The following is a 14615-nucleotide window of genomic DNA, read 5'->3' on the forward strand; positions in this document are numbered from 1 at the left end:
AGGCGTCGACGGATCAAGAAACCAGGTAGGTACGGTACCGCGCAGATACGGGATAATTGTGCGAGGCCATCCGCCAGCCTCTCGCACGAGTTGGTGCCCCTGACGCTGGAGCAATTTAGCTTGACCGCCGTGCTACACGAAGACACCTAGCTAGCCCTACTCTCAGTGACCTCTCTTGAGCATAATAGGGGTTCTTGGCCTGAGCTCCCGGTTGAACATTTACGAAACACATTCCGGCAGGCCGTTTATAAACAAGGAAGCATAGATTGCCCTAATGGCGCTTAGAGGTAAGCCAGCATGCAGCGTGGGTTGCTATTGGCTGTTATGCCGATAAGTAATGCCTGAAGCAGTTGACGCTGAGTGAAACGAGCGCCGGCACTGACCGACCACTCTGTAGTAAGACAGTGCCCCATGTCTTCCTTCAACGCCGACAGTACTAGGAGCAAGTGGTGGGCAGGACCTAACAAGCGGCTTCTGCGCGCCAACTGGCCACTCAGCAGGGAGACGGCTACTACTGCCGCAGGCGAAGCCCAGTGCTCATATGTCGGTGCAGCCGTTTTTATCAGCTGCCCCGCATAAAGCACAGTATTTAAGTTGGATAATATATAATATTTAAATAATATTATATATAAGATTTAACCAAGTAGCTTCATGCCTCTATTCTACCGCTTCTATTTTTCCTCTTCCTGCTCATGAAACACTCATACTCTGCTCTGCGGCGCTGGCTAGCCTGCCGCACCCCTATTAGCAAGCCCGTATTCACGTGGCTCTGCACCATTCTCTACCTGAGTTTCGTGCTGGCCTCTTCGGCGTCGGCGCAAACCGTGATTAACCCTGAAGATACCGACCCTGGCTATGCCGCCCGCAAGGCACAGGCCGTGCGGCCGCAACTCGCTAGCGGCCAAGGCCAGCGACAGGTCGTGACGCCAGCCACCCCCCACGCCCGACCGGCTTGCTTTGAGGCCGTGGACTCCTCGGCCACCGGCAACGCCGTGTTGCTACCGCGCAACGACGATGGCTCGTTCGGCCCCGTGGCCCTGGGCTTCAACTTCTCGCTCTTTGGCACGCTCTACAACCAAGCCTACATCAACACCAACGGCAACATCACTTTTGATGCGGCCTACGGGGAGTACAACGCCTCTGGGTTTCCCATTGGCGTGCCGATGGTGGCCCCCTTCTGGGCCGACGTGGATACCCGCAACACGTCCAGCGGGCGGGTCTCGTACGCGCTATATGCCGACCGGCTGGTCGTGACCTGGAACCGAGTTGCCTATTTCACTCCCAACGGCGGCGGCCCCATCGACAAAAAGAATACGTTTCAGGTGGTGATTCGGGCCAATACGGCGCCTACGTTTACGGGCAACGACGTCTCGTTTGCCTACGACGATATGCAGTGGACCACGGGCAATGCCTCGGGCGGCGCCAGCGGCCTAGGCGGGACACCGGCTACGGTCGGGGCCAACCGGGGCAACAACGTCGACTTTATCCAGACCGGCCGCTTCAACTTGGCGGGGGCGCAGGCCCCCAACGTCCCTACCGTGGGCACGCCCGGCGGCATCGACTTCCTCGACCAGCAGTGCCTGGGCTACCAGGTGCGCGGCAGCGGCAACGTGCCCCCGGCCGTGGCGGGCCTGCCGGCCAATAATACCCTGACGGTGCCGTTTGGCCAGACCGTTACGGCCAGCTTGCAGTTTTCGGGTCCCGAAACCAACCAGACGGTGAACGTGACGTCGAACCTAGGCGGCCTCTGCAACACAACGGCTCCCGTGACCGGCAACAACACGGCCAACCCCACCGTGAATCTGTCGGTGACCGGAGCGGCCTGCAACGTGGGCACGCGCACCATCACCTTCACGGCCCTCGACAACGGCACGCCCCTAGCGGCTCAGTCCACCTTTACGCTCACGGTAATCGTCTCGCCGCCGCTGGGCCCGACTCTCACCAGCCTCAGCGCCCTAGGCGGCGCGGTGGGCACCAGCATTACGCTGACGGGTGCCAACCTGACGGGTGCCACGGCCGTGCGCTTCAACGGCACGGCCGCTACCACCTTTGCCGTGGTCAATGCCACCACCATCACGGCTACCGTACCAGCCGGTGCCACCAGCGGCCCCGTGACCGTGACCACGCCCAGTGGCACAAGCAATGGGCTAGCTTTTGCGGTGCTGACCACTCCGACTGTGGTGACGCTTGCGCCCGCCAACATCACGACTACCAGCGCCACGTTGGGGGCCACGCTCACCAGCGACGGTGGGTTGTTGTCGGGCACGACCAGCTATGGCTACGTCTATGTGCAAGGCACCGGTACGCCTAGTACCAGTAACTTTTTGGGCAACGACGGCCGAAACATCACTGCTCCCGCCGCGCTTCCGGCCTCCTTTACCAGCGTTGTGTCGACCCTGCTGCCCGGCACTACCTACACTGTGCGGGCGTTAGTTGTCAACAGCTTAGGCACGTTCTACGGCAGCGCCATCACCTTTACTACGACGACGACCTGTACGGCGCCGGTGCTCACCGTACCCGCCAACCAAACCCTGGCCGCCGACGCCGGCCAGTGTAGCGCCACGCGCACCTTCGCGGCCTCGGCCACCGGTACGCCCGCACCTACGCTGAGCTATACCGTCAATGGTACGCCCATCATCTTCCCCTACGCCTTTCCTGTGGGTACCACCACCGTGACGGTGACGGCTACCAACAGCTGCAGCACGGCGACGGGCACCTTCACGGTGACGGTGCAGGATCAGCAGGCCCCAACCCTACGAGCGGCCGGCTTCATTACGGCCATCGAGAGCAACGGCACGCGCACGATTGAAGCGGCCGACGTGGACTGGAGCAGCTTCGACAATTGCAGTGGCATTGCCTCCATGACCATCAGCCCGCGCACATTCACCTGCGCTAACATCGGCCCCAACCAAGTCACGCTCACCGTCACCGATAACGCTGGCAATTCCGCGAGCGAAACCGTGACCGTCTTTATCGTTGATAACACGGCCCCTACCCTGCGCGTGGCGGGCTTCCAGACCCGGTTGGAGAATGGCACGCGTACCATCTACCCCGTCGACATCGACTACGGCAGCTTCGACAACTGTGGCCTGGCCGCAGTAACGATCAGCCCCAGCACCTTCACCTGCGCCAATGTGGGGACCAACCCGGTGACCGTGACCGTACGCGACAACGCGGGCAACGTGGCCACCCAGACCGTGAACGTCATCATCCTGGCCGATGCCACCTGCTCGAGCAGTGTGGCCAGCCGCAGCAACGCGGCCGGCGCTAGCCTGAGCAACGAGAGCCAGCTACAGGCCTATCCGAACCCGGTGACCGACCAGGCCACCGTGTCGTTCCGCCCCACGCAGGCCGGCTTGGCGCAGGTGAGAGTCTACAACCCGTTGGGCGTGTTGGTGGCTACGCTTTATGATGGACAGGTGGACGCCGGCCGCCTCTACCGCGTGACGCTGAACGGGCAGCCGCTGGCCAACGGCGTCTACAACTGCCAGCTCATCACCAACGGCACGCTCACCAATCAGCGCCTGCTCGTCAGCAAGTAAAACGAACTTGTAGCCGAACTAAAGCGCCCCGGCCGGTTGGTCGGGGCGCTTTAGTTTTAGGGGGTTGAGCAAGCCGAAATACACTGTGCCAAGAGCTGAACGGTCTCTTTACCGTACCGCACAGGAAGTCAATCAGTTAGCTTTGTCTGAACAGCCAGGGTTTCAGGACATGGGTGAATCAAGCACCCGTACTCGCTAGCCAAAGTGCGAAGACGAAACGTACTGGCCTTTTCGTCTTCGCACTTTGGCTAGAACTATGTAAGGCCGCGTCAGGGGAGCAATTCAAGCAGTGATTAGCTTCTGGCTCGGACATCCGTAGGATGGCGGCGGTCAGGACTTCGGCGCTGGCCGCTGTTTGTGGGTGGCAGACCAGTTGGCTGATAGCACCTGATACATATATAGGGAACGACAGATTGGTAGTGCAGATACGCAAAGCAACTGATGGGCCCTGCTACAACGAAGACAGCAGATAACTCACTTGAAGTTGCAAGCTGCTGTTGCGAGCTTTTTCCAACCGCTCAGGTCCATAGTCAGCGTCGTGCAACTCCACGGATGGCTGCCGCACTTTGGTCGCGCCTGCCGTGTACCGACCTTCTACCCGCCAGCGAGGCGTGATTTCGTATCCTATTCCAAGCACGTAACCGAGCTCTACCTGGCGATAATCTTTTATGCTGCGTGGCATCGGAGTGGCTTCCACAGGAAAGAAATCAATTGTGGGGTAAGCGACGGTGATGTCCTCTTGGTTGGTGCGCTTTTCGGCCAGTAGATAGCTGAGCTGCGGGCCAGCCAGCGCAAACCATTTTCCTTGATGTATACGCACGAGTATGGGCAAGCTGGCGTAATGCAAGCGGCTGCGGGTGGTGCGCGTATAGGTTATGACGGGAGGGTTTCCGTTCCCCAGCTCACGGATGTAGGTTATGTGCGCTCCTCGCTGCTCGTAAAGTAGTTCGGGTTGCAGATCCACATGTGAGCCAACGGGTATTTGCAGCAGGACCCCAGCGGCAGGGCCGAGCCGGTACTTGGTATCGGGTAGATTGGCTCCGGCATAAGTGCTAGCGTTCAGACCGGCTTTGACGCCGACGCGCACCTGTTGGGCGTGGCCGGCCTTGGCTGCCAGTAAGCTGCAGAGGAGAGCAAGGGTATAGGTAAGACGCATACGTAAGAACAAATGAAAGCTGATATAGAAGGTAGATTGGCCAGGCAAGCAAAAGGTTGCATTAATCACTTGTAGCGTAGGAGCGGGGCTAATAATTGGGCTTCTTCATTCCTCGAAGTAGCTTATTAGTAGGTATAATGGCTGCCTTTTCCTTACAAATGCGCCGACTTGTAAGATTAGCCCAGTCTCGGTGTGGCTGATGACAGCTGAATAGAGTAAACACACTCAGCCATCGTAAGGCAACAAAGTAGCCACGAGCCGCTTTTGGTAGCTGCCAAGAATATCTTGTTGCCACCGCGCCCATAAGCCTGTTCTTACTCCGTGAAGGTCTCTAAATTCAAATAGATAGCCACCTATCTTTACAGCTACGCATCATCAGCTTGGTTTTGCGCCACATATTACACAGCAGGAGCATGCTTTCCCAGTCGCATGAGGTGTTTCTCGAAGTTGCCCGGCTATTAAGCTTTACAAAAGCGGGACAGGCTCTTTCGCTTAGCCAGTCTGCTGTAAGCAAGCAAGTGAAGGCGCTGGAAGCACATTACCGAACCGGCTTGTTTGAACGGCTTGGCAGCAGCGTGCAGCTCACGCCGGCCGGGCACAAACTCTATCAAAAGCTGCTCGCAGCCAAGCAATTGCAGCAGGAGTTGTCGCAGGAAATAGCGGACTTAAGCCCCGATTTCTCTCCGCCGCTGCATTTACTTATTGGGGCCAGCACTACCATTTCGCTTTACGTGCTGCCACCGGTTATATCAGCCTATCTGCGGCAGCATCCTCACCGGCAACTTAGCCTTAAAAACCGCAACTCCGATAACATCCTGCGGGCCTTACTCGACCACGAAATTGAATTAGGCATTATTGAAGGCATCCATAAAGTCAGCCACGTGACCTACACGCCGCTTCTCACCGACGATGTGGTGGCTGTATGTGCAGCCGGCAATCCGCTAGCCGGGCACATGCTAGCGGTGCGTGACTTACTCCGCACGCCGCTTGCCTTGCGCGAAGTTGGCTCGGGTACGCTGGCAGTATTGGAAGCCGCACTGGCTCAGCAGCATATCAAGCTGTCCGAGTTGCCAGTGCGGGTACGGTTGGGGGGCACAGAGGCACTCAAAAATTTCGTGCGCGTCGATACCTGCCTTGCGTTCCTGCCCCGGCAAGCCGTACTAAAAGAATTGGCCTCCGGTGAACTGGTAGAGATTTCAATCAACGGCTTATCTCTGAAACGAGAATTCAACTTCGTGCAGCGCAAGGGCACAGAAAACAATGCCCCTTACCGCGACTTTTTGCAGTTTACGCGGCGTTACTATTCCAAACTGGCATAGGCTGTTCCAAAATGCCATGCCTTATCGGCATCTGAATACTGAGAGAACGGCCACCTTTGGGACATGAAACCCATTAGTACGTTACCTGTCTCATTTTTGCAGAGTTTGCACTGCTCGCACTGTGGCACTCCCGATTCGGCTTTTGTGCTACAGCATACCTCCCGCTGCTGTCAGGCGCCACTCGTGGCGGATTATGACCTGACGGAGCCGGTAAGCAAGGAGATTATCAACCAGCAGGAGCATTCGATGTGGCGCTACGCAGCGCTGTTGCCGCTGCTAAACCAAGCACATCGGGCCAGCCTGGGGGAGGGCCTTACCCCATTGCTGACCCTACCGCATCTGGCGGCGCAGTATGGTTTCGCTTCACTGCTACTGAAAGACGAAGGGCAGAATCCTACGGGTTCATTTAAGGCGCGCGGGCTCAGCATGGCTGTATCCAAGGCCCTAGAGCTAGGTGTAAAGGGCTGTATCATTCCAACAGCGGGCAACGCGGGCGTAGCGCTAGCTGCCTATTGTGCCCGGGCGGGCCTTTCGGCCACAGTCGTCATGCCCCGCCACACGCCTGCAGCTTTCCGGGAAGAATGCTATTGGTACGGTGCCGACGTCGAGCTGGTCGATGGCCTGATCAGTGATTGTGGCGCATGGGTACGACAGCTCAACGCCCAGGGTGCTTTACTCGACATCTCTACCTTAAAGGAACCCTACAGGCTGGAAGGCAAGAAAACGATGGGCTATGAAATTGCCGAGCAGCTCGAGTGGCGTCTGCCCGAGGTACTGCTCTATCCCGCTGGTGGAGGCACTGGTCTGATTGGCATTTGGAAGGCCTTTCAGGAAATGAAAAAGATTGGCTGGCTGGCTCCCGAGGTGCCCTTACCCCGCATGGTTGCCGTGCAAGCCGCAAACTGCTGCCCGCTAGTTGAAACGTATGAAGGACGCCAAGCATCGTGTCAGGGCTACCAGGGGCGGCCTACGCTTGCGAATGGTTTGGCCGTACCGCATCCGCTCGGGGAGGCCCTAATGCTGCAAGTGCTGCATGAGTCGAACGGCACCGTTGTCAGCATCCAGGAAGAAGAGATGCTAACGGGGATGCGCGAACTGGGTCGGCGTGAGGGCTTGTTCGTGGCGCCGGAAGGAGCCGCTGTTTGGATGGCCGCCCGCCACCTATTGGCCACCGGATGGTTGCGCGCCGACGAGCAAGTATTGCTGCTTAACACCGGCAATGGGCAGAAGTATCTGGAGAACGTGGCAGGCCGTGCCCACCACTAAACTTTTGATTCTATGGCTCTCCCGTGCGCTATCTTGAAAAATGCTTGTCGAGCACCTCTTGGCGCTTGGCCGTAGTCAGGGGTTTTTCCAGTATGCCGTCGAGAGGCAAGGCCATAAGCTGATCTACCTGCCCAAAAGTCTCAGGACCCACGCTGTATACTTCTCTCTCGTAATCGATCAGATTCCGGCCGAGTTACTCCACTTGGAGGCCTACCAGTGGCTACGAGCCTTTAAGGAATGGGAATACAAACCCGTCAATGAGGTGCGACGTCACGTGGTGTACTATGGATCTTCCGTAGTTAATAACTACCTAATTACTAGTAATTTACTTATAATTGAGCAGAAGCGTCAGCAAAAATTAGATTACCTAAAAATGCTTCTTTTCAGCTTCGCGACATGATTCTGTTGGTCCGCGTGTCCTATTGCCACCTGCTGCGCTTGTTAGTAGCTATGGATGCCTTATACTTTCCCAACAAAAAAGAGTAAACCCCTGAGTGCTTAGTTCGGGAAAGTGTAATCGATATCATCCTCTATGCCCAGTGGTAAAGTGCTTTTCTATGACCATTCGCCATGTCGTGATTGCCATGAAAAAGTACAGGCTGGAGTAAATACACTGCTCCCATCATCGGCATCTTCTTTATGCGTCTTGAAGTGGGATGGATCATTCAACTTAGCTGACCTATTGAGTTAGTTGAATGCTTTAATATGCAGCATATCCAAGAAGTTGGTTAGTTGGCGGGAGCTTCCCCAAAGGGAATTTTCCATTGATGCACGCTTGCAGAAGATTGGCGCGCATCATCGACTTTACAATATGCACGAAACGGTGATTTGTATGAGTATCAGTAGTTGATGAAAACTTTCTGTAACAATATAATGCACGTTTCAGGGGCGTTAATAAATGCGCCTTTTTGTAGTGAACTAGAAAGTTAGGGCCCAAAAGATGACCGCCCATTTCTTTCTGGCCCTACTTCTTAGCCTTGGTCTTCACAGCGCTTGTCGTAGAGTTAATAGGGAAAGCAAGGAGGACTGAAATCCGTGAATTTCTAGTCTATTCGTTAAGATACATCAACGTAGAACTGTTCAATTAAGCTGGACAGTTCAGGTGTTATGCTGAAGTAGCTGTTGAGGTAGAAAATCAATGCACTATCAAATGACAGTAGAGTACTTACTGTTGCACGTTGCGGATGCCGTAGACTGGGCCGGCGCTGTTGTTGGGCTTGGCTTGGAAGGTCACTTTCACTTGCTGCTTGCCCTTGGTTAGCGCGGGCGGAATGGGATACGAAATGTCGTAGAAGCGGCTTTCCTTGTACTTGTTGAGGTCTTCGGTGGCCACCTTCTCGCCATCGACTAACACATCGAATACGCGGCCCCGGTTGTCCATACCCCAGTAGGTGAGCAGCAGGGTGTTGGCTTTGGTGGGGGCCACTTTCAGGGTGAAGGTCATGTTGCCGCCCTCGTTCACCATGCGCCACTTGCGGCCGTGCTCCTCGCCGGTTTCAGCCTTCTCGGTGATGGTGAAGCTGTGGTCGCGCTCGGGCTGCATTTCACCCAGGCGCAATACATCCACGGTTTGGGCTTCCAGCTCCTGCTGCTTTTTGCGAGCCGCCTCGTACACGCGTTGCTGGCTGGCCCACTTTTCGGGCGTAAATACGTCCCAGTACACGGTGTAGTACTCGTTGCCGGTTTGGTTGAAGGGAATCAGCGGCACGTCGTTCGGCACGCCGAGGCCGGTGGTTTGGAAGCGCAGCTGCTTGGCATCCACCGGTTTCACCCAGTCGTTGGCGTTGTTGTTTGTTGTCACCAGCACGGGTACGCCGGTGACGGGCTCGGGTTCGGTGCTGCCGAGTACGCCAGCTAGCAACGTGGGACCGTAGAACACCGCGCGGCGGTCGGGGTTGTCGGGCAGGGCTTCGGTGTAGAAGTCGGCGGGCAACGTCAGTTCCACCCGGTCCTTGTTTTTCCACTTGCGGTCGAGCACGAGGTAGCCTTCCGCGTCGGGTGTCACCGGCTCTAGTTTGCCGTTCACGCGCACTTGCGGGTTCTTGGTCCACTTGGGCTGGCGCAGGCGCAGCTTGAAGGCGCGGGGCTTGGCGGCCGTCACCGTGAACGTTACTTGGTCGGTGGCGGGCAGCTGGCTTTCCTGGCGCAGCGTCAGGCCTTTTTCCTGCCACGCTAGCTCCGAGGGGATGAAGAGGTTGACGTACAAGCTGCCATCCGCGCCCTGGAAGTAGATGTTCTCGGCGTACTTCACGTGGTTTTCCATTCCCGAGCCCACGCAGCAAGTGAAGGTGTTGAACTCGTCGCTGTAGGTTTTGCGGCCCCCCATGCGTAGCGGCACGAAGTAGGTGGTCATGCCGGTTTCATGGTGCTGTGAGGCGAGGATGTGGTTGTAGAGCCCTTTCTCGTAGTAGTCCATCAACTTGGCCGAGGGCTGCTGGGCAAACAGATGCTGCGTGAGCTTCAGCATGTTGTAGGTGTTGCAGGTCTCGGTGGTGTTTTCGCTGAGCTTGTCGTTGAGCTTGCGCGGCTCGCCCAGGTACTCGTAGTTGCTGTTACCGCCGGTGGCGTAGGAGTGGTTTTCAGTCACGGTTTGCCAGAAAAACTGGGCAATGGCGGCGTCCTTTTTGTCGCCGGTCAGCTCGTAGCGACGGGCGCTGGCAATGGCCTTCGGAATCTGGGTGTTGGAGTGCTTGCCGGGTAAAATATCGGTGCGAGCAGCCAGCGGGTCGAGAATCTTCTTGTCGTAAAAACGGTACGATAGGTCGAGGTACTTCTTGTCGCCGCTCAGGGCGTAGGTGTTGGCCAGGGTTTCAGCCATGCCGCCGTACTCGCACACCATCATGTCCTGCATCATAGCGTCATCGAGGCCCTTGATGGTGTTACCCGTCCAGTCAGCAATGCCTTGGTTGACAGTGAGGGCCGTTTTGTTGCCCGTGTACAAGTAGGCGTCGAGCAAACCGGCCATGATTTTGTGCACCGTGTACCACGGCGACCAGGCCCCGTTCAAATCGAAGCCGCGCGAACGAATGTTGCCGCTGGCTACTTCCGCCCACAACTGGTCTTCCTTCGGAATGGCACCCACGTAGCCGGTTCTGCGGGCCTTCTGGCATTCTTCCAGTTGCGCCACCATGTAATCGACCCGCTGCTTGAACTCGGCATTGCCCGTTGAGGCATACGCCAGCGCGCACGCCGACAAGTAGTGCCCCAGCGTGTGCCCCGCCAGCCCCGTTGATTCCCAGCCACCGTAGCGTTTGCCCTTGGACTGCAAGCCACTGTGCTCCCGGAAATCGGCCAGCAACCGATCGGGCTCAATTTTGAGCAGGTACTTGGCATCTACTTGCTCGGCTACTTTGAAAGGGCTGTCGAGCAGCTTCACCTGAGCCAAGTTGAAGGCATATGCCTTCACCGGCACCTGCGGCTGCACTTTCATGCGCGCATCCTTGGGGGTGGGCAGGTAGGTTTGAGCCTGAGCCATGGGGCTAACTGCAGCACCTAACAGGACCGATAGTAACCAAGTGCGTGTGGAGAAGAGAGTCATGCCGAAGAAAGTAGGGGCGGGATGAAAGAAAAGGACCGGGCAACTAGGCTTGGGAGGCAAACAGCAGTAACCAACCAGCTAGTAGCAGGCGAACCACTGGGTTTGCTACTTCACCATCCATTCGTGAATGCCGGTGGCGTTGTCGACGGGGAGCTGTACTTCCAGCTTGAGGGCGGTGGTGCGGACCGGCTCAAACGTCACGGTGTTGTACTGGTCTTTGGCGATGGTGTAGGGCGTGGTGTTTTTCACGGGCAGCCACTGGCCATCTTTCTGGTAATACACCTTGTAGCTGGCCGGAATGCGGCAGCCGCCCCAGGGGCCATCATCAAACCAGTACACCTTGGATTCCGATACGGTGGCCGGCTCGGCGAAGTCGTACTGCACAAACTCGGTGGTGTTCTTTTTAGGCCACCAGTGCAGATAAGGGTAGTTGGCGTCTTTCGAGTCGAGGGGGTCGTACTGGTCGGCGAGGGCCTTGAGGGTCTTGGCGCTTTTCAGCGACGAGCTAGGAGTGCTGCGCGAGGCCACCGTGGGGGCGGGCTGGGGCTTTGAGGCCGAGGCTTCGTAGGGCACCCACACCATCATGTCGCTGGGGCCCCGGTTGGCCCAGGCGTAGTATGGAATGGCTTTCACAGCCTGCGGCGTGGTCAGGAGCTGGTTGGAGTTAAGCTGCCGGCGGGTGCTTACGCCATTGGTCGTTAGCACGTCGATGCCGTTGAGTAGGCCATCTTGGTACACCACATCCACCGGCGCTTTCTGGTCGACGGTGATGTTTTGCACGAGGCCGTTGGCATTGTCGGGGCCTTCGAGGCAGTACACGAGCGGGCCGCGCTGGAAGGCAAACTTGCCCAGGTCGTCTTTCACTTGGGTGGTGGCCACTACTTTCTCGGTGGCCATGGGCAGGGTTAGCGTCACCTGGTCGCCTTTCTGCCAGCGCCGTTTCAGCACCGCGTAGCCGTGGTCGAGGGTATACTGCACCGGCTTGCCATTGATGCTCAGTGGAATGGGCTGCGGCGTGGCATCCACGAACTGGTAGAGCCCGCCGGGGCTGGCTTGCTGCTGGGCCCACCCCGGAATGCGGATTCGGAGCGTAAATTCCTGCCGTTTCACGGGGTTCACGGCGAGGTCGAGCTGGCCGTCCCAGGGGTAGTTGGTTTTCTGCTCGATACTGACCTTGCCGGACGGCAGCTGCACGTCGCTGGTGCTGGTCATGAACAGGTTCACGTACAGGTTGTCGGCGTTCTGAGCGTACACGTAGCCTGGCACCGACGCCATGAAACGCGTCATGTTGGAAATGCAACAGGCGCAGGCAAACCACGACCCCCGCTGGTGCTGGCCCATGGAAGCCAGCGGGTTGGGGTAGAAAAAATGGTCGCCGCTCAGCGACACCCCCGCTAGCAAGCCGTTGTACAAGGTGCGCTCCAGCACGTCCACGTACTTGGCGTCGCCGTGCAGCAAAAACATGCGCTGGTTCCAGTACACGTTGGCAATGGAGGCACACGTTTCCGCGTAGGCCGACATATTCGGTAGCTCGAAAGGTTTGCCGAATGCCTCGCCGTTGCCGGTGGCCCCGATGCCGCCCGTAATGTAAAGTTTCTTGCTCACCACGTCGTTCCAGATGGCGTCGATGGCGGTGAGGTAGCGCTGGTCGCCGGTGAGGGCCGCCACGTCGGCCATGGCCGAGTACATGTAAGTGGCGCGTACGGCGTGGCCCACGGCCTCATCCTGGTCGATGACGCGCTTGGCAGCTTGGTTGTAGTCGTTGCCCTTGGGGCCGCGCACGTCCAGGAAGAACTTGGCCAGGTCGAGGTACTGCTGCTTGCCCGTGACGCGGTACAGCTTCGCCAGCCCGATTTCCACCACTTGGTGGCCGGGGTACACTTCCACCTTGCCAGGGCCTAAGTCACGTACCAGCAGGTCGGCGTTTTTGGTGGCAATGTCGAGCAGGGTCTTTTTGCCGGTGGCCTGGTAATGGGCCACGGCCGCTTCGTAGAGGTGGCCGGCGTTGTAGAGTTCGTGGCTGAGGTCTTCCTCCTTCTCCCAGCGCTTGCTGCCTATCCACTCGTGCGGCTTGGCAGCCTTCACTGTGCGGAAAGTGTAGAGGTAACCATCCGGTTCCTGGGCCTTGCCGATGAGGGTAATCAGCGAATCGACGTAGGCACCCAGCTTTGGATTGCTCTTAACTTGCATGGCGTACGACGCGCCCTCAATTACCTTGTAGATATCGGTGTCGTCGAAGGGAAACTGAGTGAGTTTGTCGCCTGGCAACTCGCCTGCCGCCCGCCGGAAGTTGTCGAGGTGGCCGTCCTGCCGGCACTGCTGCAAGGTGTGGGGAATGGTCACGTCGGCGTTGATCTGCATCTTCGGCGCCCAAAACTTGTCGTGCACATGCACCTGCGTAAACGCCACTGGCTGAATGGGGTAGTCGCGCGGCGGCGTCTGCTGGGCCTGGGTGGCAGTCGTTGCACCTAGTAGGGTCAGCATGCCAACGAAAAACAGTATTTTGTGCATCATTCTAGTAAGAAAAGGGAGACAAAGAAGTGCGTCAGTTCCTTTAGTAATCGGGCTAAAAGCCGCAGTTTTTGCATTTATGCTTGGCACTACTGTAAGGCAGCCACCGTTCATTTCGAGAGCCGACAGGATGATGCTCTAACACATAGAGTGGGCGGAAGCACAATTTGGCGAGCTACAGCTTCCGTTTCGTTTTCTCGCAACTCAAAAAAAAGACGCACAGCTGCCTGTCCCATCTGCTCACAGCTCTGATCAACCGACGTTATCATCGGTGTAGTCAGGGACGTAAAGGCTTCATTGCTGAATCCGGCGAGAGCCACATCTTGCGGCACTTGCAGCCCGAGCCTGTTGAGGGCCTGTAGCGCTCCTACCACGGCTGAATCGCTGGCGGAAAAGACGGCATCTGGCGGCAGTGCTTTGGTTAGCAACCGCTGCATAGCAAGCGTACCTACTTCTAACGTCATGGTATCACAATAGACGATAAGCTCTTCAGCCAGTGGCAACCCGTGGGCGGCAAGCGCATCTAAGTATCCCTGTCGGCGATGCTTATAAATATTGAGGTGCTGCGGCCCAGCAAAGTGCGCAATTCGCTTGCACCCTTGGGCAATCAGGTGGGCCGTAGATTGGAAGGCCCCTGCATAATCATCCAGCAGTACGGCGTTTACCTGGGTTCCCTGCAAGATACGGTCGAAAAAGACCAGCGGAATTCCACGCTCTTGCACTCTCTCGAAGTGCGTGAAATCGAGCGTCGTACGAGCCACTGAAATCAAGATTCCTTCGACTTGGGCTCGTAATAAGGTTTCAATGTTCTGACGCTCATATTCCACGTCTTCGTTGGACTGGCAAATAATTACGTTCAAGCCAGCCTGACGAGCAGCGGACTCAATGCCTTTAATTACAACGGCAAAAAAGCGCCCATCAATGTACGGTACAATTACCCCCAGTAAGTTGCTTTTCCCCTTGCGTAAGCCTGCGGCTAAATGGTTAGGCTGGTAATTGACGGACTGAGCCATTTCCCGGACTCGTTGCTTGGTCGCTTTACTTATGCGTGAATCGTCGTTCAATGCTCGAGAAACACCAGACACAGAAAGTCCTAGCAGCTTTGCTAAGTCAGTAATGGATGGTTGCTTGTTGGACCTAGCCAAAGATCTTAGATGAAGGAGGTTGAAGTATAGGTTACATTGTATGGGCAGTGACCCAACAAGCATTTTTACCATCTAGCTAGAGGCGGCTACCAGCTACACCTCCGGCAAGATGATTATGCCCTACTGTTCCTTAAGTCG

Annotated in this window: 7 protein-coding genes; 3 read left to right on the plus strand and 4 right to left on the minus strand. The window is 57.0% G+C overall.

Translation table 11 applies throughout. The features are described from left to right. Positions 1-692: 692 nt before the first annotated feature. Positions 693-3542 (plus strand): nidogen-like domain-containing protein, encoded by a 2850-nt coding sequence (locus tag G536_RS31250; protein WP_022826377.1) that lies wholly within the window; start codon positions 693-695, stop codon positions 3540-3542. 451 nt (positions 3543-3993) lie between these two features. Here the strand turns inward: G536_RS31250 and G536_RS0125145 are convergent, their stop codons facing one another. Then, the gene (locus G536_RS0125145; protein WP_022826378.1) at positions 3994-4698 is read right to left on the minus strand and encodes a porin family protein; all 705 of its coding nucleotides are present in this window, start codon (positions 4696-4698) and stop codon (positions 3994-3996) included. Positions 4699-5111: 413 nt separating this feature from the next. On the opposite strand from G536_RS0125145, the gene G536_RS0125150 reads away from it, so the two are divergent. After that, positions 5112-6017 carry a LysR family transcriptional regulator gene (locus G536_RS0125150; protein WP_022826379.1) on the plus strand — a complete coding sequence of 302 codons (906 nt, stop codon included), beginning with the start codon at positions 5112-5114 and terminating at the stop codon, positions 6015-6017. A 63-nt stretch (positions 6018-6080) separates the two neighbouring features. Beyond that, positions 6081-7283, plus strand: a complete 1203-nt coding sequence (locus G536_RS0125155) for a threonine synthase (RefSeq protein ID WP_026880575.1) — start codon at positions 6081-6083, stop codon at positions 7281-7283. Positions 7284-8448: 1165 nt separating this feature from the next. Here G536_RS0125155 and G536_RS0125170 read toward each other — a convergent pair. The 3 genes from G536_RS0125170 to G536_RS0125180 form a co-directional block, all read right to left on the minus strand. Beyond that, positions 8449-10758, minus strand: coding sequence for a glycoside hydrolase family 127 protein (locus G536_RS0125170; protein WP_022826383.1), 2310 nt, complete (start codon positions 10756-10758; stop codon positions 8449-8451). Between the two features lie 168 nt (positions 10759-10926). After that, a complete protein-coding gene (locus G536_RS0125175; protein ID WP_022826384.1) occupies positions 10927-13335 on the minus strand; it encodes a glycoside hydrolase family 127 protein in 2409 nt (802 codons plus the stop codon). Between the two features lie 107 nt (positions 13336-13442). Then, positions 13443-14477: a LacI family DNA-binding transcriptional regulator gene (locus tag G536_RS0125180; protein ID WP_026880578.1), complete on the minus strand. Its 1035-nt coding sequence runs from the start codon at positions 14475-14477 to the stop codon at positions 13443-13445. Positions 14478-14615 lie beyond the last annotated feature (138 nt).

It is taken from the genome of Hymenobacter norwichensis DSM 15439 (assembly GCF_000420705.1).
Lineage (GTDB): Bacteria > Bacteroidota > Bacteroidia > Cytophagales > Hymenobacteraceae > Hymenobacter > Hymenobacter norwichensis.

Coding starts and splice junctions, on each gene's coding strand:
- G536_RS0125175 (WP_022826384.1), bottom strand. CDS start 13,335: ATGATGCACAAAATACTGTTTTTCGTTGGCATGCTGACCCTACTAGGT.
- G536_RS0125155 (WP_026880575.1), top strand. CDS start 6,081: ATGAAACCCATTAGTACGTTACCTGTCTCATTTTTGCAGAGTTTGCAC.
- G536_RS31250 (WP_022826377.1), top strand. CDS start 693: ATGAAACACTCATACTCTGCTCTGCGGCGCTGGCTAGCCTGCCGCACC.
- G536_RS0125145 (WP_022826378.1), bottom strand. CDS start 4,698: ATGCGTCTTACCTATACCCTTGCTCTCCTCTGCAGCTTACTGGCAGCC.
- G536_RS0125170 (WP_022826383.1), bottom strand. CDS start 10,758: ATGGCTCAGGCTCAAACCTACCTGCCCACCCCCAAGGATGCGCGCATG.
- G536_RS0125150 (WP_022826379.1), top strand. CDS start 5,112: ATGCTTTCCCAGTCGCATGAGGTGTTTCTCGAAGTTGCCCGGCTATTA.